28 protein-coding genes are annotated in these 24,688 nt (G+C 72.4%); 12 read left to right on the top strand and 16 right to left on the bottom strand.

All coding sequences use genetic code 11. The features are described from left to right. Positions 1 to 30 precede the first annotated feature (30 nt). A complete protein-coding gene (gene dacB / locus ACH4D3_RS29820) occupies positions 31 to 1,626 on the bottom strand; it encodes a D-alanyl-D-alanine carboxypeptidase/D-alanyl-D-alanine-endopeptidase (RefSeq protein WP_398328257.1) in 1,596 nt (531 codons plus the stop codon). A gap of 79 nt (positions 1,627 to 1,705) precedes the next feature. On the opposite strand from dacB, the gene ACH4D3_RS29815 reads away from it, so the two are divergent. Together ACH4D3_RS29815 and ACH4D3_RS29810 are read left to right on the top strand one after the other, a co-directional pair. Further along, positions 1,706 to 2,197 carry an inorganic diphosphatase gene (locus ACH4D3_RS29815; RefSeq protein ID WP_398328463.1) on the top strand — a complete coding sequence of 164 codons (492 nt, stop codon included), beginning with the start codon at positions 1,706 to 1,708 and terminating at the stop codon, positions 2,195 to 2,197. 113 nt (positions 2,198 to 2,310) lie between these two features. Next, positions 2,311 to 4,020, top strand: a complete 1,710-nt coding sequence (locus ACH4D3_RS29810) for a threonine/serine exporter ThrE family protein (protein WP_398328254.1) — start codon at positions 2,311 to 2,313, stop codon at positions 4,018 to 4,020. A gap of 89 nt (positions 4,021 to 4,109) precedes the next feature. On the opposite strand, the gene ACH4D3_RS29805 is transcribed toward ACH4D3_RS29810, so the two are convergent. Continuing rightward, a complete protein-coding gene (locus ACH4D3_RS29805; protein ID WP_398328251.1) occupies positions 4,110 to 5,009 on the bottom strand; it encodes a DedA family protein in 900 nt (299 codons plus the stop codon). 134 nt (positions 5,010 to 5,143) lie between these two features. Between ACH4D3_RS29805 and ACH4D3_RS29800 the strand changes: the two genes are divergently transcribed. Beyond that, the gene (locus tag ACH4D3_RS29800; RefSeq protein WP_003975421.1) at positions 5,144 to 5,509 is read left to right on the top strand and encodes a YbjQ family protein; all 366 of its coding nucleotides are present in this window, start codon (positions 5,144 to 5,146) and stop codon (positions 5,507 to 5,509) included. A 59-nt stretch (positions 5,510 to 5,568) separates the two neighbouring features. Here ACH4D3_RS29800 and ACH4D3_RS29795 read toward each other — a convergent pair whose 3' ends face one another. Further along, on the bottom strand, positions 5,569 to 6,330 hold the full coding sequence (locus ACH4D3_RS29795; RefSeq protein ID WP_398328248.1) for a MerR family transcriptional regulator: 762 nt from the start codon (positions 6,328 to 6,330) through the stop codon (positions 5,569 to 5,571). A gap of 245 nt (positions 6,331 to 6,575) precedes the next feature. Between ACH4D3_RS29795 and ACH4D3_RS29790 the strand changes: the two genes are divergently transcribed. Further along, positions 6,576 to 7,415, top strand: coding sequence for a lysostaphin resistance A-like protein (locus tag ACH4D3_RS29790; RefSeq protein ID WP_398328245.1), 840 nt, complete (start codon positions 6,576 to 6,578; stop codon positions 7,413 to 7,415). 25 nt (positions 7,416 to 7,440) lie between these two features. On the opposite strand, the gene ACH4D3_RS29785 is transcribed toward ACH4D3_RS29790, so the two are convergent. Beyond that, positions 7,441 to 7,887 (bottom strand): MarR family winged helix-turn-helix transcriptional regulator, encoded by a 447-nt coding sequence (locus ACH4D3_RS29785; RefSeq protein WP_398328242.1) that lies wholly within the window; start codon positions 7,885 to 7,887, stop codon positions 7,441 to 7,443. A 108-nt stretch (positions 7,888 to 7,995) separates the two neighbouring features. On the opposite strand from ACH4D3_RS29785, the gene ACH4D3_RS29780 reads away from it, so the two are divergent. Both ACH4D3_RS29780 and ACH4D3_RS29775 read left to right on the top strand, forming a co-directional pair. Next, on the top strand, positions 7,996 to 8,925 hold the full coding sequence (locus tag ACH4D3_RS29780) for an alpha/beta hydrolase (RefSeq protein WP_398328239.1): 930 nt from the start codon (positions 7,996 to 7,998) through the stop codon (positions 8,923 to 8,925). Between the two features lie 71 nt (positions 8,926 to 8,996). After that, positions 8,997 to 10,424, top strand: a complete 1,428-nt coding sequence (locus ACH4D3_RS29775) for a glutamate decarboxylase (protein ID WP_398328236.1) — start codon at positions 8,997 to 8,999, stop codon at positions 10,422 to 10,424. 18 nt (positions 10,425 to 10,442) lie between these two features. Here ACH4D3_RS29775 and ACH4D3_RS29770 read toward each other — a convergent pair whose 3' ends face one another. The 5 genes from ACH4D3_RS29770 to ACH4D3_RS29750 all read right to left on the bottom strand — a co-directional run bounded on the left by ACH4D3_RS29770 (position 10,443) and on the right by ACH4D3_RS29750 (position 15,337). Beyond that, a complete protein-coding gene (locus ACH4D3_RS29770) occupies positions 10,443 to 11,171 on the bottom strand; it encodes an ABC transporter permease (protein ID WP_398328460.1) in 729 nt (242 codons plus the stop codon). Between the two features lie 65 nt (positions 11,172 to 11,236). After that, positions 11,237 to 12,178, bottom strand: coding sequence for an ATP-binding cassette domain-containing protein (locus ACH4D3_RS29765; RefSeq protein ID WP_398328457.1), 942 nt, complete (start codon positions 12,176 to 12,178; stop codon positions 11,237 to 11,239). Between the two features lie 93 nt (positions 12,179 to 12,271). Further along, positions 12,272 to 12,913: a PadR family transcriptional regulator gene (locus ACH4D3_RS29760; protein WP_398328234.1), complete on the bottom strand. Its 642-nt coding sequence runs from the start codon at positions 12,911 to 12,913 to the stop codon at positions 12,272 to 12,274. Between the two features lie 63 nt (positions 12,914 to 12,976). Beyond that, positions 12,977 to 14,437, bottom strand: coding sequence for an aldehyde dehydrogenase family protein (locus tag ACH4D3_RS29755; RefSeq protein WP_398328454.1), 1,461 nt, complete (start codon positions 14,435 to 14,437; stop codon positions 12,977 to 12,979). A gap of 75 nt (positions 14,438 to 14,512) precedes the next feature. Beyond that, a complete protein-coding gene (locus ACH4D3_RS29750) occupies positions 14,513 to 15,337 on the bottom strand; it encodes a helix-turn-helix domain-containing protein (protein WP_398328451.1) in 825 nt (274 codons plus the stop codon). Between the two features lie 377 nt (positions 15,338 to 15,714). Between ACH4D3_RS29750 and ACH4D3_RS29745 the strand changes: the two genes are divergently transcribed. Then, positions 15,715 to 16,179 (top strand): ATP-binding protein, encoded by a 465-nt coding sequence (locus ACH4D3_RS29745; protein ID WP_398328231.1) that lies wholly within the window; start codon positions 15,715 to 15,717, stop codon positions 16,177 to 16,179. Positions 16,180 to 16,212: 33 nt separating this feature from the next. On the opposite strand, the gene ACH4D3_RS29740 is transcribed toward ACH4D3_RS29745, so the two are convergent. The 5 genes from ACH4D3_RS29740 to rpmG all read right to left on the bottom strand — a co-directional run bounded on the left by ACH4D3_RS29740 (position 16,213) and on the right by rpmG (position 18,624). After that, positions 16,213 to 16,464, bottom strand: a complete 252-nt coding sequence (locus ACH4D3_RS29740; RefSeq protein WP_011028968.1) for a DUF397 domain-containing protein — start codon at positions 16,462 to 16,464, stop codon at positions 16,213 to 16,215. Positions 16,465 to 16,768: 304 nt separating this feature from the next. After that, positions 16,769 to 17,008 carry a 30S ribosomal protein S18 gene (rpsR, locus tag ACH4D3_RS29735; protein ID WP_385356956.1) on the bottom strand — a complete coding sequence of 80 codons (240 nt, stop codon included), beginning with the start codon at positions 17,006 to 17,008 and terminating at the stop codon, positions 16,769 to 16,771. 3 nt (positions 17,009 to 17,011) lie between these two features. Next, positions 17,012 to 18,202 carry a CobW family GTP-binding protein gene (locus ACH4D3_RS29730; protein WP_398328227.1) on the bottom strand — a complete coding sequence of 397 codons (1,191 nt, stop codon included), beginning with the start codon at positions 18,200 to 18,202 and terminating at the stop codon, positions 17,012 to 17,014. Beyond that, positions 18,199 to 18,453, bottom strand: coding sequence for a type B 50S ribosomal protein L31 (locus ACH4D3_RS29725; protein WP_003975406.1), 255 nt, complete (start codon positions 18,451 to 18,453; stop codon positions 18,199 to 18,201). Before ACH4D3_RS29725 ends, ACH4D3_RS29730 begins: the two co-directional genes overlap by 4 nt. Positions 18,454 to 18,459: 6 nt before the next feature. Continuing rightward, positions 18,460 to 18,624 carry a 50S ribosomal protein L33 gene (gene rpmG / locus ACH4D3_RS29720; RefSeq protein ID WP_059301677.1) on the bottom strand — a complete coding sequence of 55 codons (165 nt, stop codon included), beginning with the start codon at positions 18,622 to 18,624 and terminating at the stop codon, positions 18,460 to 18,462. 72 nt (positions 18,625 to 18,696) lie between these two features. Here rpmG and rpmB point away from each other — a divergent pair, with 72 nt between their 5' ends. The 3 genes from rpmB (at position 18,697) to ACH4D3_RS29705 (ending at position 19,992) form a co-directional block, all read left to right on the top strand. Further along, positions 18,697 to 18,933 carry a 50S ribosomal protein L28 gene (gene rpmB / locus ACH4D3_RS29715; protein WP_011028971.1) on the top strand — a complete coding sequence of 79 codons (237 nt, stop codon included), beginning with the start codon at positions 18,697 to 18,699 and terminating at the stop codon, positions 18,931 to 18,933. Beyond that, positions 18,933 to 19,238: a 30S ribosomal protein S14 gene (gene rpsN / locus ACH4D3_RS29710; RefSeq protein WP_398328222.1), complete on the top strand. Its 306-nt coding sequence runs from the start codon at positions 18,933 to 18,935 to the stop codon at positions 19,236 to 19,238. The genes rpmB and rpsN overlap by 1 nt, the downstream gene beginning before the upstream one ends. Before the next feature lie 232 nt (positions 19,239 to 19,470). Continuing rightward, positions 19,471 to 19,992 (top strand): hypothetical protein, encoded by a 522-nt coding sequence (locus ACH4D3_RS29705; RefSeq protein WP_398328219.1) that lies wholly within the window; start codon positions 19,471 to 19,473, stop codon positions 19,990 to 19,992. On the opposite strand, the gene ACH4D3_RS29700 is transcribed toward ACH4D3_RS29705, so the two are convergent. Then, positions 19,951 to 21,207 (bottom strand): DUF2786 domain-containing protein, encoded by a 1,257-nt coding sequence (locus tag ACH4D3_RS29700; RefSeq protein WP_398328216.1) that lies wholly within the window; start codon positions 21,205 to 21,207, stop codon positions 19,951 to 19,953. The genes ACH4D3_RS29705 and ACH4D3_RS29700 overlap by 42 nt on opposite strands. A gap of 85 nt (positions 21,208 to 21,292) precedes the next feature. Here ACH4D3_RS29700 and ACH4D3_RS29695 point away from each other — a divergent pair, with 85 nt between their 5' ends. Together ACH4D3_RS29695 and ACH4D3_RS29690 are read left to right on the top strand one after the other, a co-directional pair. Then, entirely contained in the window at positions 21,293 to 22,087 is a 795-nt protein-coding gene (locus ACH4D3_RS29695) for a Clp protease N-terminal domain-containing protein (RefSeq protein ID WP_398328213.1), read from the top strand. A gap of 95 nt (positions 22,088 to 22,182) precedes the next feature. Beyond that, entirely contained in the window at positions 22,183 to 23,874 is a 1,692-nt protein-coding gene (locus ACH4D3_RS29690; protein WP_398328210.1) for a bifunctional 3'-5' exonuclease/DNA polymerase, read from the top strand. Positions 23,875 to 23,967: 93 nt separating this feature from the next. Here ACH4D3_RS29690 and ACH4D3_RS29685 read toward each other — a convergent pair whose 3' ends face one another. After that, a complete protein-coding gene (locus ACH4D3_RS29685; RefSeq protein ID WP_398328207.1) occupies positions 23,968 to 24,651 on the bottom strand; it encodes an alpha/beta fold hydrolase in 684 nt (227 codons plus the stop codon). Positions 24,652 to 24,688: the final 37 nt, after the last annotated feature.

Genomic DNA, 24,688 nt, shown 5'->3' with positions numbered 1-24,688 from the left:
CCCACGGCGGTGCGGCACGGTTGCCCGCAGCTACGGTGACGCCAGTGCCGTTGCCGCACGGTCCAGGGTCGTCTGGGCCGACCAGGCGTCCGTCGTGGCGTTGGCCAGGAAGGCGAAGCCGAGGAGGCGGCCGTCGGCGGTGGTGACCGTGCCGGCCAGGGTGTTCACGCCGGTGAGGGTGCCGGTCTTGGCGCGGACGAGGCCCGCTGCGCCGTCCGTGTAACGGCCGGCCAGCGTGCCGGTGAAGTGGGCGACGGGGAGGCCGGTGAGCACCGCGCGGAGTTGGGGGCGGGCGGGGTCGGCCGCCTCGGTCAGCAGCGCGGTGAGCAGGTCGGCGCTGATCAGGTCGGTGCGGTCCAGGCCGCTCCCGTCGTGGAACCGCGCGCCGCCCACCGGCAGGCCGAGCTGTTTCAGGCGGGCCGTGACGGCGGCGCCCGCCCCGTCGAAGTCGGCGCGCTTGCCGGTGGCCACGGCGGTGTGCCGGGCCAGGGCCTCGGCGAGGTCGTTGTCGCTGTTGGTCAGCATCCGCTCGACCAGGGCCGACAGCGGGGGCGAGGAAACCGTGGCGAGGGTGTCGGCGCGGCCGGTGGCCTTGGAGGGGCCGGGGGCCGACGCGGTGATGCCGTGCTGTTCCAGGAGGCCGGCGAAGGTGCGGGCGGCGTCGGCGGCCGGGTCGGGCACGCGCGGGGCGGGGCCGCTGGTGGAGTCGTCGGTGCGGCCCTCGTCGGTCATCAGGGCGGTGACGCGGGCGAGGTTCTCGTTGACCCCGATCGGGTGCGTTTCCGTACCGGCGTAGAGCGTCGTGTCGTACGACAGCGTCACCTCGCGCAGGCCCCGCTTCTTCAGGGCGGCGGCGGTCCGCTCGGCGAGGGTGCGCAGGCTGGCCAGGTTCCGGGCGTCCTCGCGCGCGGTGAGGGTGGGGTCGCCGCCGCCGACCAGGACCACCTCGCCGGTGTCGGCCTCCAGGGCGGTGCGGGTGGTGAGGCGGTGGTCGGGGCCGAGGGCGGTGAGGGCGGCGACGGCCGTGGCGATCTTGGTGGTGGAGGCCGGGGTGAGCGGGGCGTCGGGGCCGAGGCCGTACAGGCGCTTGCCGGTGGTGAGGTCGACGACGGCCGCCGCGCGGCGCTCGCCGAGCCCGGGGGCGTCCTTGAGCAGGGGGTCGAGGAGGTCCGCGAGATCCTGGTCGCCGGGTGCGGCCTTGACGCCGCCGGGGGCGGAGGTGCCGTCGAGACCGGCCAGTACGGCCCCGGCGCTGGGCGCGGGACGGGGCGAACCGGACGACGTACCGGAGGCCCCGGATCCGCGGCCGTGATCTGTGCCACCCGTGTGCTCCAGGGCGACGGCCCGGTCCCGCTCGGCCGTACGCTGACCCGTGGAGTCCCAGGGGCCGGCGGCGGTCACCACACCGGCGGCCAGTGCCAGTCCGGCGGTGGCGGCACCGGCGGTGTACTGCCAGGTCTTCGGCCTCGTGATCCGGGTGAGCCGCGGCGCCGTGGCCCGTGCGAACCGTGCGACCCGCGGTCCGGCGGCCCGGACGAAGCGGGCCAGACGGGGACGTACGGCATCCGCGGCCCGCGCGACATGGGGTCTCGCGGTCCGCCAAGGCCTCAGCTCTGGCACTGTCACCAGCCCCTTTCGCGATCACACACCTGCGTGAGGGACACTTAACCACCAGAACTATGTGCTGATCATGGAGGAGCGTCCGGTGGAGTTCGACGTCACGATCGAGATCCCGAAGGGTTCGCGGAACAAGTACGAGGTGGACCACGAGACCGGTCGTATCCGCCTGGACCGCCGCCTGTTCACCTCGACCGCCTACCCGACCGACTACGGCTTCGTCGAGAACACCCTCGGCGAGGACGGCGACCCGCTGGACGCGCTGGTCATCCTGGACGAGCCGACCTTCCCGGGCTGCCTCATCCGCTGCCGCGCGATCGGCATGTTCCGGATGACGGACGAGGCCGGCGGCGACGACAAGCTGCTGTGCGTGCCGTCGACCGACCCGCGTGTGGAGCACCTGCGTGACATCCATCACGTGTCGGAGTTCGACCGCCTGGAGATCCAGCACTTCTTCGAGGTCTACAAGGACCTGGAGCCCGGCAAGTCCGTCGAGGGCGCCGACTGGGTGGGCCGCACCGAGGCCGAGGCCGAGATCGAGCGGTCCTACAAGCGCTTCAAGGACGAGGGCGGCCACTGAGCAGTCCCCTCTCCCGTAACGGGCCGCACGCACACGCGTGCGGCCCGTTCGTGTTTGAGTGACCATACTGAGGTCAACAGGAGGGTGTGTTCGTACCAGGGAGCGTTGCGCAGGTGACGGAGGCGGAGGACCCCAAGCCGCAGTCGGACGAGGCCCGCAGTGCCTTCCGGCAGCCCGGCGGCGTCGCGGCGTCGATCGACGGCGAGTCGTCGACGACGTCCGAGTTCGAGATCCCGCAGGGACTCGCCGTTCCCCGGCCCACCGGCAGCGAGTCCGAGACGACCTCGGAGTTCTCGCTCCCCGACGGCCTGGAGGCGCCCCCGGCCGCTCCGGCGGACGCCGAGGGCTCGGCGTTCACCATGCCGAGCACGCACAGCGCGTGGACCGCCCCGACCGCCTTCACCCCGGCGAGCGGCTTCCCCGCGGTGAGCCTGACGGACGTGCCCTGGCAGGACCGGATGCGCGCCATGCTGCGGATGCCGGTGGCCGAGCGGCCCGCGCCCGAGCCCTCGCAGAAGCACGACGACGAGACCGGCCCGGCCGTGCCGCGCGTGCTCGACCTGACGCTGCGCATCGGGGAGCTGCTGCTGGCGGGCGGTGAGGGTGCCGAGGACGTGGAGGCGGCCATGTTCGCCGTCTGCCGCTCCTACGGCCTGGACCGCTGCGAGCCCAACGTCACCTTCACCCTGCTGTCGATCTCCCACCAGCCGTCCCTGGTCGACGATCCGGTGACGGCCTCGCGCACGGTACGCCGCCGGGGCACCGACTACACCCGGCTCGCGGCCGTCTTCCACCTGGTGGACGACCTCAGCGACCCCGACACCAACATCTCCCTGGAGGAGGCCTACCGGCGCCTCGCGGAGATCCGCCGCAACCGGCACCCGTACCCCACCTGGGTGCTGACCATGGCGAGCGGTCTGCTCGCGGGCGGGGCCTCGCTGCTCGTCGGTGGCGGGCTGACGGTGTTCTTCGCGGCGATGTTCGGCTCGATGCTCGGCGACCGGCTGGCGTGGCTGTGCGCCGGGCGCGGGCTGCCGGAGTTCTACCAGTTCGCGGTGGCGGCGATGCCGCCCGCCGCGATGGGCGTCCTGCTGACGGTGACGCACGTCGACGTGAAGGCGTCCGCGGTCATCACTGGTGGGCTGTTCGCGCTGCTGCCCGGGCGGGCGCTGGTCGCGGGGGTGCAGGACGGTCTGACCGGCTTCTACATCACCGCCGCGGCCCGTCTGCTGGAGGTCATGTACTTCTTCGTCAGCATCGTCGCCGGGGTGCTGGTGGTGCTGTACTTCGGGGTCCAGCTGGGCGCCGAGCTGAATCCGGACGCCAAGCTCGGCACCGGTGACGAACCGTTCGTGCAGATCTTCGCCTCGATGCTGCTGTCGCTGGCCTTCGCGATCCTGCTCCAGCAGGAACGGGCCACCGTCCTCGCGGTGACCCTGAACGGCGGCATCGCCTGGTGCGTGTACGGCGCCATGCACTACGCCGGTGACATCTCCCCGGTGGCCTCCACGGCCGCCGCGGCGGGGCTCGTGGGCCTGTTCGGGCAGCTGATGTCCCGCTACCGGTTCGCGTCGGCGCTGCCGTACACGACCGCGGCGATCGGGCCGCTGCTGCCCGGTTCGGCGACGTACTTCGGTCTGCTGGGGATCGCGCAGGGCGAGGTCGACTCGGGGCTGCTGTCGCTGTCCAACGCGGTCGCCCTGGCGATGGCCATCGCGATCGGGGTGAACCTGGGCGGGGAGATCTCCCGGCTGTTCCTGAAGGTGCCCGGCGCCGCCAGTGCCGCCGGCAGGCGGGCGGCGAAGCGTACCCGGGGGTTCTAGAGCGCCTGAGGGGGCGGGGGACATGGCACGACGGCGGGTGCGGGCGCGTCGTGGTCGCCCGCGCAGTTCCCCGCGCCCCCTGGGCGCTCTCAGCGCCCCTGGTTGTAGGGGTACTGGTCGCCGTACTGCTGGGGCTGGGGCTGGTCGCCGTAGCCCTGCGGGTACTGCTGGGCGTACGGCTGCTGCGGGGGCTGCTGGGCGCCGTGCGGCTGGTTGCCGTAGCCCTGGTCGTACCGCTGGTCGTACTGCTGCTGCGGCTGGTCGTACGGGTCGACCCGGCGGAGCTGGGTCGTGGCGTCGTCCATCACCGGGAACGCGGGCTGGTGCTGCTGCTGGGGCGCCGGGGTCGCGGGTGCGGCCGCGGCGGCGCGCTGCTTCTTCTTGCGTTCACGCAGGTACTCGATGGCGATCGGGACGACCGAGATCAGGATGATCAGGACGAGGATGCCCTCGACGTGGGCCCGGATGAACTCGATCTGGCCGAGCCAGTAGCCCGCGAGGGTGACGCCGGTGCCCCAGGCGACGCCGCCGATGACGTTGTACGTGAGGAAGGTGCGGTACTTCATGCGGCCGGCGCCCGCCACGATGGGGGCGAAGGTGCGCACGATGGGCACGAAGCGGGCCAGGACGATCGCCTTGGGGCCGTACTTCTCCATGAACTCGTGCGCCTTCTCCAGATTCTCCTGTTTGAAGAGCTTGGAGTTGGGACGGCTGAAGAGCTTGGGGCCGAAGAACTTGCCGATCATGTAGCCGACTTGGTCGCCGAGGACGGCGGCGGCCACGATCAGGGTGCACACCAGCCACAGCGGCTGGCTGATGTACTCGCCCTGGGCGACGAACAGGCCCGCGGTGAACAGCAGCGAGTCGCCGGGCAGGAACGCGAAGAGTCCCGACTCGGCGAAGACGATGAGCAGGATGCCGGGCAGACTGAACGTCTCGATCAGATAGTCCGGGCTGATCCACTCGGGACCGAGCGCAAGGGTGGTCACGGGATTGTGGCTCCTGCTGCTGGGGGAGGCGGGCTGGACCTGGCTGCCCAAACGTACAACGCAGCCGCGGTGCCCCAGGTTCCACGGGGCGTCTTGGGGTGCGCTGTGACGTTCCCCGGGGAAACCTGAGAACCATGGGTATTGAAGAATACGGCGGCGGCCAGGGCCCGCAGCCCGACGTGCTCGTGGTGACCACCAACGATCTGCCGGGCCACCGGGTGCAGGAGGTGCTCGGGGAGGTCTTCGGGCTGACCGTGCGCTCCCGGCACCTGGGGAGCCAGATCGGGGCCGGGCTGAAGTCGCTGGTCGGCGGTGAGCTGCGCGGCCTGACCAAGACGCTGGTCGAGACCCGCAACCAGGCGATGGAGCGGCTGGTCGAGCAGGCACGCGCGCGCGGGGCCAACGCGGTGCTGTCCTTCCGTTTCGACGTGACGGAGGCGGCGGACGTGGGCACCGAGGTGTGCGCGTACGGGACGGCGGTGGTCGTGGCCCGGGAGTGAGCCTGGGCATGCGCCGCAAAAGTGAGACCCGGGCGCGGGACCCGGGCCACGACCACCGCTCAGGGGGTGTGCCGGACGGCGTTGGCGAGGATCGCATCGCGCATGTAGGCGGCGAGGCCCGGCTTGGCGGCGTCGATGTTCCGCGTGAAACGTTCGTCCGAGACGTACATGTCGCCCAGGCAGGTGTGCATCTCGTACCCGCAGTCGTAGTGGTTGCGGGCGATGCCCTGCCGGTGCTCCTCGGCGGCGTCCATGGCCCCCTCGGAGTCGGCGGGCTCACCCGCGTCCATCAGGGCGACGAAGCGCCGGGTGAGCTCGGCGGCCTCGTCCTGGATGCGCTGCCAGTCCGCCTTGGTGTAGGAGGCGGTCTTCTCCCTGGACTGCCGGTAGGCGTCGGTGTCGCCCCAGCGTTCCTGGACCTCCTCCTCGTACTGGTCGGGGTCGAAGTCGCCGAAGACCTCGAACTTCTCCTCCGGCGTGAGGTTGATTCCCATACTGCGTGCCTCCATGGCCTGCTCCACGGCCGCCGCCATCTTCTGCAGCTTCTCGATCCGGGCGGACAGCAGCTCGTGCTGGCGGCGCAGGTGCGCGCGCGGGTCCGCGGCCGGGTCGTCGAGCAGGGCGGCGACCTCGTCGAGCGGGAAGCCCAGCTCCCGGTAGAACAGGATCTGCTGCAGCCGGTCGAGGTCGGCGTCGCTGTAGCGCCGGTGGCCCGCGTGGCTGCGCTCGCTGGGTACGAGCAGGCCGATGTCGTCGTAGTGGTGCAGCGTGCGCACCGTCACTCCGGCGAAGCCGGCCACCTGTCCCACGGAGTAGCTCACTTCCGCTCCCTTCTCTGACGTCCTCCACGCTGCCTCCTCACGTGACGTGAGGTGCAAGCCGGGTTCCGCGCGCCACGCTGACCGGCCCCGTCCTTCGCGGCATCCGCCGCCCCGTGCCGCCCCGTGTCCCCCGCGGGAGCTACGGGGGACTGTCCACTCGGGGGTGATTCGGGAACGTGGCCGTCTCCGTAGCGTTCTCGGCAGGTCGCCGGAAGGCACGCGGCCGATGCCACCCGGAGGTCACCATGAGTACGACTCGCGCCGCTTCACCCCCGTCCACCCGCCGGGAGGGTGGCCACTTCGTCCAGTCTCCCCTCGTCTGGATGCCGACCGGGATCGTGGGTGTGGGTCTGGCGTCCGGGCTGGCTTCGGCGGGCGGGGTGGTCGCCGTCGTCGGCGCCGTCGTGGCGGTCGCCGTCTACTGGGCGGTCATGCGCTTCGTCGCCCGGCGGAGCATGCCGGAGATCGCGAGGCCGGGAGCCGTGACGCAGGCCCTGGCCGGCGCCGTGATCGGCTTCGGGTTCATCACCGTGTCGATGCTCATGCTCCTCACCGAGTTCTCGTTCACCGAACGGCCCGGCAGCGCCCTGTCGATCGTGGCGAGCATGGCCGCGATGCAGCTCGGCGCCGCCGTGACCGAGGAGCTGATCTTCCGCGGCCTCGCCCTCCAGGCGCTGGAGAAGAGGTGGGGCAGCTGGGCGGCTCTGACGACCACCGCGGTGCTGTTCGGCCTACTGCATCTGGCCAACCCGGACGCCACCCTGTGGAGTTCGACCGCGATCGCCGTCGAGGCCGGCGTCCTCCTCGGTGCCGCGTTCCTGTGGACGCGCAACATCTGGTTCGTCGTGGGCCTGCACTTCGCCTGGAACACCACCCTGGGCCTGATCGGCATCCCGGTCTCCGGCCACGCCTCGGAGGGCCTGATGACCACCAACCCGACCGGCCCCGAGCTGCTGACCGGCGGAGACTTCGGCCTGGAGGCGTCGATCGTGCCCGTCGTCGTCAGCCTGCTGATCGCGATCCCCATGCTCATCGCCGCCCACCGGCGCGGCAACCTGGTCCCCATACGCCGCGGGCACCGCTGAACACCCGTCGCCCGAAGGGGCTCCGTCAGCCCGGGCAGCCGTGGGAGCCCGCTTCGAGGGTCGAGCGCAGCACGGCCAGGGTCGATGCGACACGGCTCAGATCCTCGGGCGAAACCCCCGCGGTCAACGAGACGAGCGCGCTCTCGACCACCGGGCGGGAAGCCGCCAGCCGCCGATCGCCCTCGGAGGTGAGGCGGAGCACGGACGAGCGGCGGTCCTGGGGGTTCACGGCCCGCACGCACCAGCCCGCGGCGACCAGCCGGTCGACCGCCTTGCTGACGGCCCCCACGGTGATCGCCAGTTCGCCGACGATGTCGAGCACACGGCACCCCGGCACGCGGTCGATGATCTCCAGAAATTCGAACTGTCCCAGAGTCACCCCCTGTTCGGCCCGCAGCCGGGCGCTCACCGCGTTGTAGAGACGGGTCTCGACGCGGACCAGGTCGACGAAGGCCGGGGTGACGTAGTTCACAAAACCTCCAATAGATTCCTGGGAATCATATTCCTTGGAATACGGTTGGCCCCGAGCAGATGGATTCCTAGGAATCCATTCTCGCACGCCGACCCATGGAGGCCCCGCATGTCCCGACAGCAGCGCGACGCCCTGGACGCCATACTCCGTTCCGCCCCTCGCGCCGAGACGCCGACCACTCCCGAAGAGCAGCGCGAGGGTTTCGCCGCGGCCCTCGCCCGCCCCGCCCCGGAAGGAGTGGCCACCCGCAGGACCGTCCTGGGCGGGCGGCCGGCCCTGGAGCTGGACCCGGACACGGCCTCCGGCCCCGGCCGGCTGCTCTACCTGCACGGCGGCGGCTACGTCGTCGGCTCACCGGCCACCCACGCAGGGCTGGCCGGTGAACTGGCCCGCCGCGCCGGGTTGCGCACGGTGTCGGTGGACTACCGGCTGGCGCCCGAGCACCCCTTCCCCGCGGCCGTGGACGACGGGCTCGCCGCCTACCGCGAGCTGCTGTCGACGGGTACCGACCCACGGGACCTCGTCCTGGCCGGTGACTCCGCAGGTGGCGGACTGGGCATAGCCACACTGCTCGCGGCCAGGGAAGCAGGGCTGCCGCAGCCCGCCGCCGTGGCCCTCTTCTCCCCTTGGGCCGACCTCACCCTCGCCGGAGGGAGCATCCGTTCCAAGGAGGGCGCCGACCCCATCTTCACCGAGGCCGACGTGCGCGCGTACGCCGATCTCTACGTCGGCGCGGGCGACCGGGCGGCCCCCCTGGCCAGCCCGGTCTTCGCCGACCTCGCCGGACTGCCCCCGCTGCTCGTGCAGGCCGGTGCGAACGAGGTGCTGCTCGACGACGCGGTCCGGCTGGCCGGCCGTGCTGGCGCCGACGACGTCGAGGTCACACTCGAAGTCGGTCCGGGCCTCCCCCACGTCTACCAGCTCCACTACGGCCGCCTCGAGGAGGCGGACGCCGCACTCGACCGCGCCGCCCGCTTCCTCACCGCCCACCTGGGCGCCGGACGCCCGGACGCCGACCGTCTCGTACCGGTCCGCTGAAGGTCCGGTACGAGTCCGGCACGGTCCCGTCCCGGATGCGGGGTACGGGGCCCGGGCCTACCGTCGGTCGCATGTCACTGCACCAGGGGCCCCGCCCGTCCCGCGACGGCGATCGTGACCGGCGCCGGCTCGCCGTGAACCCCTTCCACGCGGCGGCGAACCCGCTCGGCGGCATGACCGAGGCCCCGCCCTCGCACCGGCTGCCCGACTCCCCGCTGCCGCCGGAGACCGCGTACCGGCTGGTCCACGACGAGCTGATGCTGGACGGCAACGCGCGGCTCAACCTGGCCACCTTCGTCACCACCTGGATGGAGCCGCAGGCCGGGGTGCTGATGAGCGAGTGCCGGGACAAGAACATGATCGACAAGGACGAGTACCCGCGCACCGCCGAGCTGGAGCGGCGCTGCGTGGCGATGCTCGCCGACCTGTGGCACGCGCCCGACCCGTCGGCGGCCGTGGGCTGCTCGACGACCGGGTCGAGCGAGGCGTGCATGCTGGCCGGGATGGCGCTCAAGCGGCGCTGGGCGCTGCGCAACGCCGACCGCTACCCGGCGAAGGACGTGCGGCCCAATCTCGTGATGGGCGTGAACGTCCAGGTCTGCTGGGAGAAGTTCTGCAACTTCTGGGAGGTGGAGGCCCGCCAGGTCCCAATGGAGGGCGACCGCTTCCACCTGGACCCGCGGGCCGCCGCCGAGCTGTGCGACGAGAACACCATCGGCGTCGTCGGCATCCTGGGCTCCACCTTCGACGGCTCCTACGAGCCGGTCGCCGACCTGTGCGCCGCCCTGGACGCCCTCCAGGAGCGGACCGGACTCGACGTTCCGGTGCACGTCGACGGAGCCTCCGGCGGCATGGTCGCGCCGTTCCTGGACGAGGACCTGGTGTGGGACTTCAGGCTGCCCCGGGTCGCCTCGATCAACACCTCCGGGCACAAGTACGGGCTGGTCTACCCGGGCGTGGGCTGGGCGCTGTGGCGGGACGCCGAGGCACTGCCCGAGGAGCTGGTGTTCCGCGTGAACTACCTGGGCGGCGACATGCCGACCTTCGCGCTGAACTTCTCCCGGCCGGGCGCGCAGGTGGTGGCGCAGTACTACACGTTCCTGCGGCTGGGCCGCGAGGGCTACCGGGCGGTGCAGCAGAACGCGCGGGACATCGCGGGCTCAGTCGCCCGGCGGGTGGCGGAGCTCGGCGACTTCCGGCTGCTGACGCGCGGCGACCAGTTGCCGGTGTTCGCCTTCACGACGGCCGACGAGGTGACGGCGTACGACGTCTTCGACGTGTCCCGGCGGCTGCGGGAGGGCGGCTGGCTGGTGCCGGCGTACACCTTCCCGCCGCACCGCGAGGACCTCTCCGTGCTGCGGGTGGTGTGCCGCAACGGCTTCTCGGCCGACATGGCGGACCTGCTCCTCGACGACCTGGAACGGCTGCTGCCTGAGCTGCGGCGGCAGCCGCACCCGCTGACCCGGGACAAGGGCGCGGCCACCGGGTTCCACCACTAGGGCCTGTCCGGATCAGCCCTAGCGGCTCAGCCGCCCGAACCTGGCCACCGCCAGCGGGAAGAACACCGCGAGCAGCGCCAGCGGCCAGGCGACGGCCGCCCAGAGGTGGCCGGACTCGCCGCCGGGGCCGCCGAAGAGGTCCCGGACTGCCGTGGCGGTCTGGGACATCGGGTTCCACTCGACGACGGTGCCCAGCCAGCCGGGCATGGAGTCGGGCGTGGCGAAGGCGTTGGACAGGAAGCCGACCGGCCAGACCAGGATCTGCACCGCCTGCACCAGCTCGGGCTTCCCCGCCACCAGGGCCAGGAAGATGCCGATCCAGAGCATGGCGAAGCGGAAGAGCAGGAGCAGGCCGACCGCGCCGAGGAAGGCGCCGAGGCCGCCGTGGGCCCGCCAGCCCAGCGCGTACCCGACGCCGATCAGGACGGCGAGGCCGAGCGCCGACTGAAGCATGTCGGCGGTGGCACGGCCCACCAGGACCGCGCCGTTGGTCATGGGCAGCGAGCGGAAGCGGTCGACGACGCCCTTGTTGAGGTCCTGGGTGACGGCGATCATGGTGCCCTCCAGGCCGAAGGCCATGGTGAGGGCCAGCATGCCGGGGACCAGGTAGTCGACGTACTCGCCGCTCACGCCCCGGCCGCCGCCGACCAGGTAGCCGAACATCAGCAGCAGCATGACCGGGAAGACCAGGCCGACGACGACCGTCACCGGTTGCCGTCCCCAGCGGGCCAGCTCGCGGCGGGTCATCGTCCAGGAGTCGGACAGGGCGTGGGTCACGGGACTCACGGCGGTCGTACGCACGGCGGTCGTACTCACGCGGCCTCCTTCGTGCGGTCGGTGAGGTGCAGGAACACCTCGTCCAGGGTCGGCCGGCGCAGCGCCACGTCCTCGGCCTCGATACCGGCCTCCTCCAGCGCCCGTACGACGCCGGAGAGCGCCGCCATGCGGTCGGTGACGGGGGCGCTGAGCAGCCGGCGGTCGGGGTCCACGCGGACGCCGGTGAGCGGCAGCAGGGCCACCGCGGCGCCCAGGTGACCGGCGTCGCGCAGGACGACGTCGACGCGGTCGCCGCCGGTGGCGGCCTTGAGTTCGTCCGCCGTGCCGTCGGCGACGACCCGGCCGGCGTCGACGACCGAGATGCGGTCGGCGAGCTGGTCGGCCTCCTCCAGGTACTGGGTGGTGAGCAGGACCGTCGTACCGGCGCCGACCAGGGAGCGGACCGAGTCCCACACCTCCGCGCGGCCGCGCGGGTCGAGGCCGGTGGTCGGCTCGTCCAGGAAGAGCACCTCCGGTTCGGTGATGAGGGACGCGGCCAGGTCCAGGCGGCGCCGCATGCCTCCGCTGTAGGCGCTGACCGGCTTGCGGCCGGTGTCGGAGAGGCCGAAGCGCGCGAGCAGTTCGTCGGCACGCGCGCGTGCCCGCCGGGCGCCCAGGTGGTGCAGGCGGCCGAACATCTCCAGGTTCTGCCGGCCGCCCAGCTCCTCGTCGAGCGCCGCGTGCTGGCCGAGCAGACCGATGCGCAGCCGCACCGCGTACGCCTCGGCGACGACGTCGTGCCCCGCCACCTCGACGCGGCCCGCGTCGGGCCGCAGCAGCGTGGACAGGATCCGGACCAGGGTCGTCTTGCCCGCTCCGTTCGGGCCCAGCACGCCGTGCACCGTGCCGCGTGTGACGGTCAGGTCGAGCCCGTCCAATGCGTCCTTGCCGCCGTACCTCTTGCGTGCGCCTTCGACGGTGATCGCCGTGTCGGCCACTGTCACTCCCCCGCTCTCCTCAGAAAGTCAAGCTAGACAAATTTGACTACAAGCTCAGAAGGTAATGCCCACTCCTCGATTGGTCAAACTTGATTAGCGAGCGTCCCCGTAGTGCGGCCGCCCCGCCGCGAACGGGTTCTCCTCCCCCTCCGCCAGCACACCGACGAACGGCTCGCCCTCACCGGCGAAGGTGTACGCGCCGCCCCGGACGCGTTCGATCAGGCCGCGGGTCCACTCCGCGCCCGAGTCGGCCGAGTGGACCCAGTAGTTCATGATCTCGCCGATGTGCCCGTACTGGCCGGGCCCCTCCGCGGGCATGTAGTACTCGGTGACGGCGGCGCGCCACTCCCCGATCTTCCGCACCCGCTCCTCAAGGAGCGCGAGCGCCTCCTCGCGCGGGAGGTCGACCATGAAGCCGAGCGCCGCGGTGAGCACGTCCGGCCGCTGGTCGTAGGCGGTGAGGTAGGCACGGAGCAGGGAGAGGTACTCCTCGGTGCCCTGCTCCGTGATCTCGTACTCCACCCGCGGCGGCCCGCCCGCCGTGGACGGCGCGATCTCGTGCGCGAGGAGCAGCCCCTGTTTCGCCATCTGCTTCAGCGCGTGGTAGATCGAGCCGGGCTTGGCGTTGGACCACTCGTGCGCGCCCCAGTACTCCAGGTCGTTGCGCACCTGGTAGCCGTGGGCCCGCCCGTGCTGGCGGACGGCGCCGAGCACCAGGAGACGGATCGCTGACATGGGGTCCAGCCTAGATCCGGCCCCGGGCGCCGCCCGCCGGGACCCTCGGAACTCCCGGCCCCCTCAGAACGGGAACCCGCTCCGCCCGTGCTGCACCGAGATCCACTTCTGGGTGGTGAAGGCGTCCAGCATGGTGTCGCCGTTGAGGCGGCCGAGGCCGGAGTGCTTCTCGCCGCCGAAGGGCACGATCGGCTCGTCGTGCACGGTGCCGTCGTTCACGTGGAACATGCCGGTGTCGACCTGCTTGGCGAAGTTGACGCCGCGCTCGACGTCCCCGGTGTGCACGGCACCGCTCAGCCCGTACGGCGTGTCGTTGACCAGGCGCACGGCCTCCTCCTCCCCGTCGAAGGGGACGAGGAAGGCGACCGGGCCGAAGACCTCCTGCTGGAGCAGGGCGGAGTCGGCGGGCAGGCCGGTGAGGACGGAGGGCTCGACCAGGTTGTCGGTGACCGTGCCGCGCACCAGGGCGGTGGCGCCCTCGGCGAGCGCCTGCTCGACCACGCCGGAGAGCGCGTCGGCCTGCGAGGAGTTGATCACCGGGCCGATGACGGTGGCCGGGTCGCGCGGGTCGCCGGCCTTGAGGGTCTTCACCTTGGCGACGAACTTCTCGGTGAACTCGTCGGCCACCGCGCGGTCGACCAGCACGCGGTTGGCGGCCATGCAGACCTGGCCCTGGTGGACGTACCGGCTGAAGACCGCGGCGTCGACCGCGTAGTCGACGTCGGCGTCGTCGAGGACCACCAGCGCGCTGTTTCCGCCCAGTTCGAGGATCGAGCGCTTGAAGTTCGCGGCGCAGACCGTGGCCACGTGGCGGCCGACCTTGTCGGAGCCGGTGAAGGAGATCACCTTGGGGACCGGGTGCTCGATGAAGGCGTCGCCGATCTCCGCGATGTCGGTGACCACGACGTTGAGCAGGCCGCCCGGCAGTCCGGCGTCCTCAAGGATCTTCGCGACCAGCGTGCCGCCGACGACCGGCGTGTTCTGGTGCGGCTTGAGGACGACGCCGTTGCCCAGGGCGAGGGCCGGGGCGACCGACTTCAGGGAGAGCAGGAAGGGGAAGTTGAAGGGGCTGATGACGCCCACGACGCCGACCGGCACCCGGTAGACGCGGTTCTCCTTGCCGTCGACGGGCGAGGGGATGATCCGGCCCTCGGGGCGCAGCGCAAGGTGGACCGCCTCGCGCAGGAACTCCTTGGCGAGGTGCAGCTCGAAGGCGGCCTTCAGGCGGGTGCCGCCCAGCTCGGCGACGATCGCCTCGCCGATCTCCGCCTCGCGCTCCTCGACCAGGCGCAGCGCCTTCTCGAACACCGCGCGGCGCGCGTAGGGGTTCGTCGCGGCCCACTGCTTCTGCGCCCGCTCGGCGGCCCGGTAGGCGGCGTCGACCTCGTCGACGGTCGCTATCGTGATCGAGGCGAGCTTCTCGTTGTCGTACGGGTTGAAGTCGATGATGTCCCAGGAGCCGGTGCCGGAACGCCACTCGCCGTCGATGTACTGCCGGGCGAGGTCGGTGAAGTACGACGACATGTGTTCCCTCAATCCCCTTAGCTGCCGCAGCCGCCGCGAGCGGGCCGCCTGACCGAGCGTCATCGTACTTATGTTTTACGACAGTTGGAGGAGTCCCCGCAGAAGGTCCCGGCTCTCGTCCGGCCCCGGACTGTCCTGCTGGAGTTCCTTCAGCGCCGTCTCGTACTGGGTGACGTCCTCCTGCTTGTCCAGGTACAGCGCGCTGGTGAGCTGCTCCAGGTAGACGACGTCCGAGAGGTCCGACTCGGGGAAGCTGAGGAGCGTGAACGCGCCACTCTCGCCGGAGTGACCGCCGAAGCCGAACGGCATGACCTGAAGGCGCACATTGGGGCGTTCGGACACCTCGATCAGGTGCTGGAGCTGGCCGCGCATCACCTCGCGGTCGCCGTACGGGCGGCGCAGGGCGGCCTCGTCGAGCACGATGTGGAACTCGGGGGCGTTCTCCGCGACCAGGTGCTTCTGCCGCTCCAGGCGCAGCGCCACCCGGCGCTCGACGTCCGCCTCGCCGGCGCCCTTCATGCCGCGCCGGACGACCGCGCGGGCGTACTCCTCGGTCTGCAGCAGGCCGTGCACGAACTGCACCTCGTAGGCCCGGATCAGCGAGGCGGCGCCCTCCAGCCCCACGTAGGTGGGGAACCAGCTGGGCAGCACGTCCGAGTAGCTGTGCCACCAGCCCGCGACATTGGCCTCCTTGGCCAGGGAGAGCAGGGAGGCGCGCTCCTGCTCGTCCGTGATGCCGTACAGCGTCAGCAGGTCCTCGACGTCCCTCGTCTTGAAGCTCACCCGGCCCAGCTCCATCCGGCTGATCTTCGACTCGGAGGCGCGGATCGAGTAGCCCGCGGCCTCGCGCGTGATCCCCCGCGCCTCACGCAGTCGCCTGAGTTGTGATCCGAGCAGCATGCGCCGCACCACCGATCCGGGCTCTCCCGCGCTCACGTTCGCCAGCCTCCCCAACCGTCTTCAGGGGCCGAAGTCTGCCACTAAAACACTCCGAGCAGTACTCGTCCGGTTACGGAAACGGAATCGAGCCAAAGGAAACGCGCAGGATCATGCACGCGGCGGGTCAGAACCGGCCGTCGCGGGAGATGAAGGGGAGGCGAAGATGACGGAAAAATTGACCAACAAGCGGTACGGGCAGGTCCATTTCGGTCACGTGCACGTGCATCTGCCCTTGCATCTGCGGTACGCATCCGAAACCATGGTCCCGCACCACCGCGCCGCATCGCTACGACCGCGAATTCCCGGGAGTGCCTCGCATGGGGACGAATGGATCGACCATGCTCGAGCCGTTACGGCAGGGCCTTCCGCCACTCGACCCCTCGGCCGTGTCCAACGCCGCCTCCTGCGCCCTGCCGCCCCGGTACGAAGCGGTGCGCGAGGCCCGGAGGTTCACCCGCAGGACGCTCGACGGCTGGGACACCGGCGACCGATTCGACGACGTCTGCCTGGTGGTCTCGGAACTCGTCACCAACGCCCTGCGGCACGCGCTGCCCGCGGACACCCCGCGCCACGACGAGCAGCACGGCCCGGTACGGCTGCACCTGATGCGCTGGACCGAGCGGCTGGTGTGCGCGGTGCGCGACCCCAGCCACGACAGCCCGGTGGCCCGCGAGACGGACGACTTCTCGGCGGAGTCCGGCCGGGGCCTGTTCCTCGTCGACTCCTTCAGCGACAGCTGGGGCTGGCACCCGCTGGCCGGGACGCTCAACGGCAAAGTGGTCTGGGCGCTGTTCCGGCTCTAGCCGCCGCCCGGCCGGGCGGGTCGGCCGCCCGGGTCAGCTCGCGATCAGGTGGTCGAACTCGCCGTCCTTGACCCCCAGCAGCATGGCCTCGATCTCGGCGCGCGTGTAGACGAGCGCGGGACCGTCCGGGAAGCGGGAGTTGCGCACCGCCACCGCGCCGTCGGGCAGGCGCGCGAACTCCACGCACGATCCCTGCGAGTTGCTGCGCCGGCTCTTCTGCCAGGCCGCATCGTGCAACTGCGTGGCGGCCATGCCGTTGTACACGTCGTACACGTCGTGGTCCACAGGTCGCTCCCCGGTGTGCACTGGCTGATGTGGCCATTGATGCAGTGGTCAACTGATCCGGATCATAACCCCGTTCACGTGCAGATGCATGAGCATATGCACGTGCACGCGCGGTGTTCCCGCGGTTACAGCTTTGACGACCGCTTTACCGAGCCCTGTCCTCTACGACGCCGGGGCCCGGGAAGTCGTTCCCGCATGTGCCCCCGAATTCGAAGAATATGCAACAACATGCGACAACACCGGGGCCCGAACAGTACGGGCGTGCCCCGGTGTTGTCGCTGGTGCGTGAGGTACGGCGGGCGGGTCAGCGCGTGCCGTACGGCAGCAGCGCCATCTCGCGCGCGTTCTTGATCGCCCTGGCCAGCTGCCGCTGCTGCTGGGACGTCACCCGGGTGACGCGGCGGCTGCGGATCTTGCCGCGGTCGGAGATGAACTTCCGCAGCAGCTCGGTGTCCTTGTAGTCGACGTACGTCACTCCGGCCCGGTCCAGCGGGTTGGGACGCTGCCGGGCGGGTGTGCGGTCGGCCTTGCGGGGTCGGGGCACGGGTCAGACCTCCAGGAGGGTGTCGAAGGCGGGCGGCAGCCGGTCCCAGGCGGCCTGCCCCGCGGCGTACTCGGCGTCGGTCAGCAGGCAGGACTCCAGGAGCCGTTCCAGGCCGTCGCGGTCGAGGCCGGGGGACGTGAAGACCAGGTGCTGGCAGCGGTCGCCGTGCTCGGGGTGCCAGTCCAGCGCGGCGGCGGCGCGGCGCACGGGCGGCACCAGTTCCCAGGCGGCGTCGGGGAGCGAGGCCAGCCACGGCCCCGCGCTCTCCACGCACAGGGCACCGCCCGCGGCGTCCCAGTGCAGCAGCGTGTCCCCCTTGCCGGCCAGCCAGAACCGCCCCCGGCTGCGGGCCGCGGCACAGGTCAGGTCCTCTAGCGCCGCGTACAGCCGCTCCGGGTGGAAGGGGCGGCGGCGGTGCCAGACCAGGGTGGCGACGCCGTGCGCGTCGGCCTCCGCGGGCAGCAGCGCGCAGGCCGGGTGCTGGGCCGCGGCCGCCGCATCCACGTCGAACCCGGCGAGGGCGGCCCGCGCCAGCTCCAGGGCCGCGGGTGGTGCGCCCGCCGGGTTCCCGTGGCCGATCGGGACCCGGCGGGCCGTCGGGTGCAGCTGGGCCAGCAGCTCGCGGTCCTCGTCGTCGGCCTCCGGCGAGCCGGGGAGGGACTCGGCGAGCGCGAGGACGGAGGCGTACTCCAGCTGCCGCGCGAAGGTGTCGGCGACGGTGCGCTGATCGGTGGCCGCGGCGGCGAGACCGCCCTCGGCGAGGTCGTCGCCGTTGCCGAGGTACGGCAGCACCAGCGCGGGGTCGACGGCGGTGACCACACCGGCGACGGTGAAGCCGCCCGCCGTCACCACCTCCGCCATCGCCTTGGGCTCGACGGAGTCCCACAGCTCGACGACCGCCAGCGGAGTGCCCCCGGCCTCCGCGAGCCGGACCAGCTCGGGCACGAGATCCTCGCGCAGCGCGCAGCACGCGCAGTCGTTGACCAGGGGTGCCTCGCCCGCGGCGAGGATGCCGGTGGCGTCCCGCACGGTCCGCACGACCGTCCCCGCGGTGGCCGTCGCCAGGTCGTGGTGGAGGACGACGCTGCCGGGCACGTCGGCGAGCAGCCGGGCCACGGCCGCCCTGCGCGCGTCGGCGTGCAGCCCGCCGACGATCACCACCGGCGGTTCGGGGAAGCGGCCCGGCTCGCTCATGCCCCGTCCTGCTTCCCGTACCGGCGCTCGAAGCGCTCCACGCGTCCGGCGGTGTCCAGGACGCGGGCGGTGCCGGTGTAGAAGGGGTGGCTGACGTGCGAGACCTCGACGTCGACGACCGGGTAGGTCCGGCCGTCCTCCCACTCGACGGTGCGCTCGCTGGTCATGGTCGAGCGGGTGAGGAAGGCGTAGTCCGCGGCCCGGTCCCGGAAGACGACCGGGCGGTACTCGGGGTGGATTCCCTTGCGCATGGCGTCTCAGCGCTCCTCTCGGAAGTCGACGTGCCGGCCGGCCGTCGGGTCGTACTTGCGCAGGACCAGGCGGTCGGGGTCGTTGCGGCGGTTCTTGCGGGTGACGTAGGTGTAGCCGGTCCCGGCGGTGGACCGGAGCTTGATGACCGGACGGAGTTCGTTGCGTGCCATGCTGCTATCTTACTGAAAATGAATTCCATTAACAGCTAGGACCCGTCCGGTCCGGAAGAGAGGTACGTCACCGTGTCCGCCCACTGCATGCTGACCGGGGCCCGGCCCGGCTTCGGCAACCGCATCTCCCACTCCCACCGGCGCACTTCGCGCCGCTTCGACCCCAACATCCAGACCAAGCGCTACTGGCTGCCGAGCGAGAACCGGCACGTGCGGCTGCGGCTGAGCACGAAGGGGATCAGGACGGTCGACTCGATCGGCGTCGAGGCGGCCGTGGCGCGCATCCGTGCCCGGGGAGTGAGGATCTGATGGCGAAGAAGAGCAAGATCGCGAAGAACGAGCAGCGCCGGGCGACCGTCGCACGCCACGCCCAGCGCCGGGCCGAGCTGAAGGAGATCCTCCGCCGGCCCTCGTCGACGGAGGCCGAACGGCTCGCCGCCCAGCGGGAACTGCGCAGGCAGCCGCGCGACGCGAGCCCCACGCGGGTGCGCAACCGCGATCAGATCGACGGACGCCCGCGCGGATACTTCCGGGTCTTCGGGCTCTCCCGGGTCAATCTGCGCGAGCAGGCGCACGCCGGGCATCTTCCCGGGGTGCGCAAGTCCTCCTGGTAGCTTGCGGCTGTTCGGGGCCGAACGGCCGTCCGGCTACAGCTTGGAGCTTCCGGTGACGTGGGTGACTGCGGGGAACACGGCGAGCGCGGAGAACACGGCGAGCACGGCAGGTGCGGGGGGTACGGCGGGTACGGCAGGTCCTGCGGGTCCGGCGACCGTGCCGGGTACGGACGTCCGGTCCGGCGGGGGCGCGCTCCGGCGTACTCGGCGGACGCGGCGGGCGCGCCGGTCCGTGCGGACCGCGTTGCCCGCCCTCGGGCTGGTGGGGGTGATGGCCCTGACCGCGTGCACCGACGGCGGCGGCTCCGACGGCGGCGGTTCGGGTGAGGGATCGGGCGGCGGGGACAAGTCCTCGGCGGCGCCCGGCGCGTCCGCGAGCACGGAGCCGGGCGGCGACCCGGGCGGCGACGAGGGCGGATCGCCGTCCGCCGGCGCCGCGGGCGAGCTGGAGGGCAGCTGGCTGGCGACCACCGACGGCCAGGCCGTCGCCCTGATGGTCACCGGCGACAAGGCGGCCCTGTTCGCGACCGGCGGGACCGTGTGCAGCGGTACGGCGGAGGAGACCTCCGGCACCCGGACGATCCGCCTCAAGTGCGCCGACGGCAGCGCCGACCGCGCGACCGGCAAGGTCGGCGCGGTCGACGCCACCTCGCTGACGGTGGCCTGGGAGGGCGAGCTGGGCGAGGAGACGTACACCAGGTCGGAGGGCGGCTCACTGCCGCCGGGACTGCCGACCACCGGCATCGGTTCCTGAGCGCGGCTCCGGCCCCGGGGTCCGTTCCAGCGGCCGGTGGCGGCCGACCCGGGCGGCGTCGGCCGCGCGGGTGCCCTCCTTCCAGCCGGCCGCGTCCGCGGCGCCGCGCAGACGGGTCGTGGTCGTCTCCGGGAACATGCGCTCCATCCGGTCGGTGACCGCGGCCTCGCGGGAGGCGAGCACCGGCAGGAGGTCCGCGTCCGCCGCGCCCGCCGCCCCCGTCGCGCTCTTCGTGGTGGCCGCTTCCGCGGCCGCCCGCGTGGCTGCTTGCGCCGCGGCCCGCAGCCTGGTGCCCGCGCGGTGGGCGTAGGCGGCGAGGAACGACTGCCGGAAGGTCTTGGTGCGCTTGCGTCCGCCGGCCCGCTGACCGGCCTCCGCCTTCGTCATCGCGGCCTCGGCCTGCACCAGCAGGGAGGTGTAGAGGAGTTCGACCGCCTCCAGGTCGGCCTCGAAACCGACGACGGTGGAGAAGCCGAAGGGCTCGTTCCACACGGCCCCGCAGTGGTTGGCGTCGGCCACCGCGTCCAGCAGCACGGCCTTGGCCTGCTCGTAGGGCGGCTCCACCCCGATCCGGCAGGCCCCCGGCGTGTCGGGCGAGGGCGCGTGTCCGTGCGCCTGCGCGGCCAGCAGCGCCTCGTCGACGCTGTGCCGTGCCATCAGCTCCTGCGCCTTCGCGCTCAGCGCCTCCGCCTCCTCCGGGTACCCGGTCGCCTCCGCCTTGGCGAGCAGCGCGCGGATGCGGGCGAGGGCACGGGACTCCGGCCGGTGCTCCCGGTCCCGGCCCGGGCCCTCCCCGGCCTCCAGCGGCTCCAGACCGGGCAGCCGCAGCAGCAGGCGGTACAGCTCCAGTACGGCGGTGGCGTGCGAGAAGCGGTCGGTGCGGGGCGGCGCCGCGCCGTCCCCGCCCGGCAGATCGTCGAGCTGCGCGGCCCAGCGCGGACCGCGCGCACGGTCGTCGGGCGCCTGGGCGCGGATCAGCGCGGCCACCAGCCGTACGTGCACGTCGTCCAGTTCGCGGCGCACGATCCGTACGAGGTCGGCGGGCTGCCAGCCGCGCCGCCAGGCCGTGGCCACGAACTCCCGACCGCGCCGGGCCAGTTCCGCGTCCGCCGCCGGATCGGCCGCGAGCAGCGAGGCCGCGGTGTCGAGGGCGTCGTCGGCGGTGTCGTACAGGGCGGTCCCGAAGGCTCGGTCGACGGTGCGGGGCGTACTCACCCGGCGATGGTGCCACGACTCCGGGACCCCGAGGCACTGTCAACCATCAGTTGACAGTCGGAGAGGCGCAACCTACGGTTGACACATGACGACGAACCCGAGCATCACGTCATCCGTACGCCTCGACGAACTCATCACCGCGATCAAGAAGGTGCATCCGGAGCCGTTGGAACAGCTCCAGGACGCCGTCATCGCCGGAGAGCACCTCGGCGAGGTGGCCGACCACCTCATCGGCCACTTCGTGGACCAGGCCCGGCGTTCGGGCGCGTCCTGGACCGACATCGGCAAGAGCATGGGGGTCACCCGCCAGGCGGCGCAGAAGCGCTTCGTGGCCAAGGAATCGGCCGACCTGGACGCCAGCCAGGGCTTCAGCCGCTACACGCCCCGCGCGCGCAACGTCGTGATGACCGCCCACAACGCGGCCAAGACCGCCGGCAGCGCCGAGGGCCTGCCCGAGCACCTCGTCCTCGGCCTGGTCACCGAGCGCGAGAGCCTCTCCGCCAAGGCGATCGCCGCGCAGGGCGTGACCCTGGACGCGATCCGCGAGGCGGCGACCGCGGCGCTCCCGCCGGCCGCCGCGGAGGTCCCGGAGCTGGTGCCCTACGGCCCCGCGGCCAAGAAGGTCCTCGAACTCACCTTCCGCGAGGCTCTGCGCCTCGGCCACAACTACATCGGCACGGAGCACATCCTGCTCGCCCTGCTGGAGCACGAGCACGGCGAGGGCGTGCTGAGCGGGCTCGGGCTCGACAAGGAGGCGACCGAGCGGTACGTCGTCGACGCGGTGGCGGAGTTCATCCACCTCACCGAGAAGGGCGAGAACGCGGGGGCGACCGGGGAAGGCGGGGCAGTCAGGGAGGACGGGGCGACCGGGGAGTCCTGAGCCACGGGCAACGCCCATGGGCGACAGCCGTGTACTACAGCCACGGACGGGCGTGGGCGACGGCCGTTGTCAGTCCCGCCTGCGACACTCGCGACATGGCCGAGAGGTGGGCGCTCGCGGTGGCCGAGGGCGGTGGCGTGGAGGTCGCCCCCCTCGGCCCCGACGGGCTGCCCGCCGGACCCGTGCGGCGGGAGCCCGACCTCGCCGCGGCGGTGCGGAGCAGACCGGAGGTCACGCGCTGGGTGTGGCGGTCCACCGCCGAGACCGCGCCGCGCCTGCTCGCCGCGGGGGTGCGAGTGGAGCGGTGCTACGACGTGGAGGCCGCCGAGACCCTCCTGCTCGGCCACGAGGGGCGCTACGGGGAACCGCGCTCGGCCGCGGCCGCCCTGGCCCGGCTGCGCGGCGGCCCCGTACCGCCCGACCCGCCGCAGCGCTCCGCCGAGCCGGGCGCGCAGTCCCCGCTGTTCGAGCCCGAGGCCGTCCACCTCCCCCTGTCCGACCTGCTCGCCGTCTACGCCGAGCAGCAGCGCCGGCACGACCGCTCGGCGCACCCCCAGCGGATGCGGCTGCTGACGGCCGCCGAGTCGGCGGGGATGCTGGTGGCCGCCGAGATGAACCGCGCGGGGCTGCCCTGGCGGGCCGACGTGCACCGCGAGGTCCTGCACGACCTGCTGGGCGAGCGGTACGCGGGCGGGGGCGAGCCGCGGCGTCTGGCCGAGCTGGCGGAGGAGGTGTCGGCGGCGTTCGGGCGCCGGGTGCGGCCCGACCTCCCGGCGGACGTGGTCAAAGCGTTCGGGCAGGCGGGCGTGAAGGTCGGCTCCACCCGCCGGTGGGAGCTGGAGTCGCTGGACCACCCGGCCGTGAAGCCGCTGATCGAGTACAAGAAGCTGTACCGGATCTGGGTCGCCCACGGCTGGTCCTGGCTCCAGGACTGGGTGCGCGACGGCCGGTTCCGCCCCGAGTTCCTGGCCGGCGGCACCGTGACCGGACGCTGGGTGACCAACGGCGGGGGCGGGCTGCAGATCCCCAAGGTGATCCGGCGGGCCGTCGTCGCCGACCCGGGCTGGCGGCTGGTCGTCGCCGACGCCGACCAGATGGAGCCGCGCGTGCTCGCGGCGATCTCCCGCGACCCCGGTCTGATGGAGGTGGCCGGCCGGGAGACCGACCTCTACCAGTCCGTCTCCGACCGCGCCTTCTCCGGCGACCGCGCCCAGGCCAAGCTCGCCGTGCTCGGCGCGGTCTACGGCCAGACGTCCGGCGACGGCCTGAAGAACCTGGCCGCGCTCAGACGCCGCTTCCCCAGGGCCGTGGCGTATGTCGACGACGCGGCGCGCGCGGGCGAGGAGGGCCGGCTCGTGCGCACCTGGCTGGGGCGTACCTGCCCGCCCGCGGCCGGCGCGGCCGACGGCGCCGAGGAGGCGGGCCTGCCGCAGGACGACCCCGCCGACGCCGGGGACCGCGCCCAGGAGTGGGTGCCGGGGTACGCCTCCACCAACGCCCGCGCGCGGGGGCGCTTCGCCCGCAACTTCGTCGTCCAGGGCAGCGCCGCCGACTGGGCCCTGCTGCTGCTCGCGGCCCTGCGGCAGACCTGCGCGGACATGGCGGCCGAGCTGGTCTTCTTCCAGCACGACGAGGTGATCGTGCACTGTCCCGAGGAGGAGGCCGCGACCGTCGTCGCGGCGATCCGGGACGCGGCGGAGCTGGCGGGACGGCTGACGTTCGGGACGACGCCGGTGCGGTTCCCGTTCACCACGGCGGTGGTGGAGTGCTACGCGGACGCGAAGTGAGACGGACGCGACGACGCCGCGCCGCCCGGCACGAACCCCGGCAGAACCTCCGCGCGTTGCCCGCGGTCTGCCCCTGCGGGTGGGCGAAGTCGGTCAACTCGCGGGATCGCCTTCCCGCGTCGCCGCCCGGCGGACGAGGTCGGCCGTCGCGCGTGGCTGGGACATGTGCACGGAGTGACTCGCGGCCACTTCGAGCACCGTGGAACCGGCCCGTCGTGCCATGGCCCGCTGCGTCGCCGGCGGAATCACGTGGTCGTCGGTCGCCACCAGGTACCAGCTCGGCTTGGTGCGCCAGGCAGGCCGGGTGACCCGGCCGCCGACGGCATCGACCCGCCAGGGGATCTGCGAGTCCGCCAGGAAACGCGCATCGGCCGGCGGGAGGTCGGCCGCGAAGGACGACGGGAAACCGGCCCGGTCGTGGACCAGGAAGCCGTCCCTGGGCTCCGGCATCGCCGGGGCTCCGGACAGGAGGTCGCCCGCGGACTCGCCGGAGTCGGGCGCGAACGCGGCGACATAGACCAAGGCGCCGACGTCGTCGTCGGTGCCCGCCTCCGTGATCACCGCTCCGCCGTAGGAGTGCCCCACGAGTACGCACGGACCGTCCTGCCCGCGCAGTGCGCGCAGCACGGCGAGCACGTCGCCCGAGAGGGACAGGGTCGGGATCCGGACCACCGTGACCCGGTACCCGTAGGAGGTGAGCAGCTCGTAAACGGGCCGCCAGCCGGATCCGTCCATGAAGTCCCCGTGGACGAGGACCATGTTCTCGATCTGCGTCATGGCACACAGGCTCGGGGAGGGAGGGAGGCAGGGGCAT

The organism is Streptomyces sp. NPDC018026, assembly GCF_044327745.1.
Lineage (GTDB): Bacteria > Actinomycetota > Actinomycetes > Streptomycetales > Streptomycetaceae > Streptomyces > Streptomyces rubrogriseus.
This window is presented reverse-complemented; position numbering and strand designations above follow the sequence as displayed.

Excerpts from the sequence above, each read along its gene's own strand:
- ACH4D3_RS29800 (WP_003975421.1), top strand. The coding sequence starts at position 5,144 with ATGGGTATTGAAGAATACGGCGGCGGCCAGGGCCCGCAGCCCGACGTG.
- ACH4D3_RS29790 (WP_398328245.1), top strand. The coding sequence starts at position 6,576 with ATGAGTACGACTCGCGCCGCTTCACCCCCGTCCACCCGCCGGGAGGGT.
- ACH4D3_RS29780 (WP_398328239.1), top strand. The coding sequence starts at position 7,996 with ATGTCCCGACAGCAGCGCGACGCCCTGGACGCCATACTCCGTTCCGCC.
- ACH4D3_RS29775 (WP_398328236.1), top strand. The coding sequence starts at position 8,997 with ATGTCACTGCACCAGGGGCCCCGCCCGTCCCGCGACGGCGATCGTGAC.
- ACH4D3_RS29770 (WP_398328460.1), bottom strand. The coding sequence starts at position 11,171 with ATGACCCGCCGCGAGCTGGCCCGCTGGGGACGGCAACCGGTGACGGTC.
- ACH4D3_RS29760 (WP_398328234.1), bottom strand. The coding sequence starts at position 12,913 with ATGTCAGCGATCCGTCTCCTGGTGCTCGGCGCCGTCCGCCAGCACGGG.
- ACH4D3_RS29755 (WP_398328454.1), bottom strand. The coding sequence starts at position 14,437 with ATGTCGTCGTACTTCACCGACCTCGCCCGGCAGTACATCGACGGCGAG.
- ACH4D3_RS29750 (WP_398328451.1), bottom strand. The coding sequence starts at position 15,337 with ATGCTGCTCGGATCACAACTCAGGCGACTGCGTGAGGCGCGGGGGATC.
- ACH4D3_RS29745 (WP_398328231.1), top strand. The coding sequence starts at position 15,715 with ATGCTCGAGCCGTTACGGCAGGGCCTTCCGCCACTCGACCCCTCGGCC.
- ACH4D3_RS29730 (WP_398328227.1), bottom strand. The coding sequence starts at position 18,202 with ATGAGCGAGCCGGGCCGCTTCCCCGAACCGCCGGTGGTGATCGTCGGC.
- ACH4D3_RS29725 (WP_003975406.1), bottom strand. The coding sequence starts at position 18,453 with ATGCGCAAGGGAATCCACCCCGAGTACCGCCCGGTCGTCTTCCGGGAC.
- rpmG (WP_059301677.1), bottom strand. The coding sequence starts at position 18,624 with ATGGCACGCAACGAACTCCGTCCGGTCATCAAGCTCCGGTCCACCGCC.
- rpsN (WP_398328222.1), top strand. The coding sequence starts at position 18,933 with ATGGCGAAGAAGAGCAAGATCGCGAAGAACGAGCAGCGCCGGGCGACC.
- ACH4D3_RS29695 (WP_398328213.1), top strand. The coding sequence starts at position 21,293 with ATGACGACGAACCCGAGCATCACGTCATCCGTACGCCTCGACGAACTC.
- ACH4D3_RS29690 (WP_398328210.1), top strand. The coding sequence starts at position 22,183 with ATGGCCGAGAGGTGGGCGCTCGCGGTGGCCGAGGGCGGTGGCGTGGAG.
- ACH4D3_RS29685 (WP_398328207.1), bottom strand. The coding sequence starts at position 24,651 with ATGACGCAGATCGAGAACATGGTCCTCGTCCACGGGGACTTCATGGAC.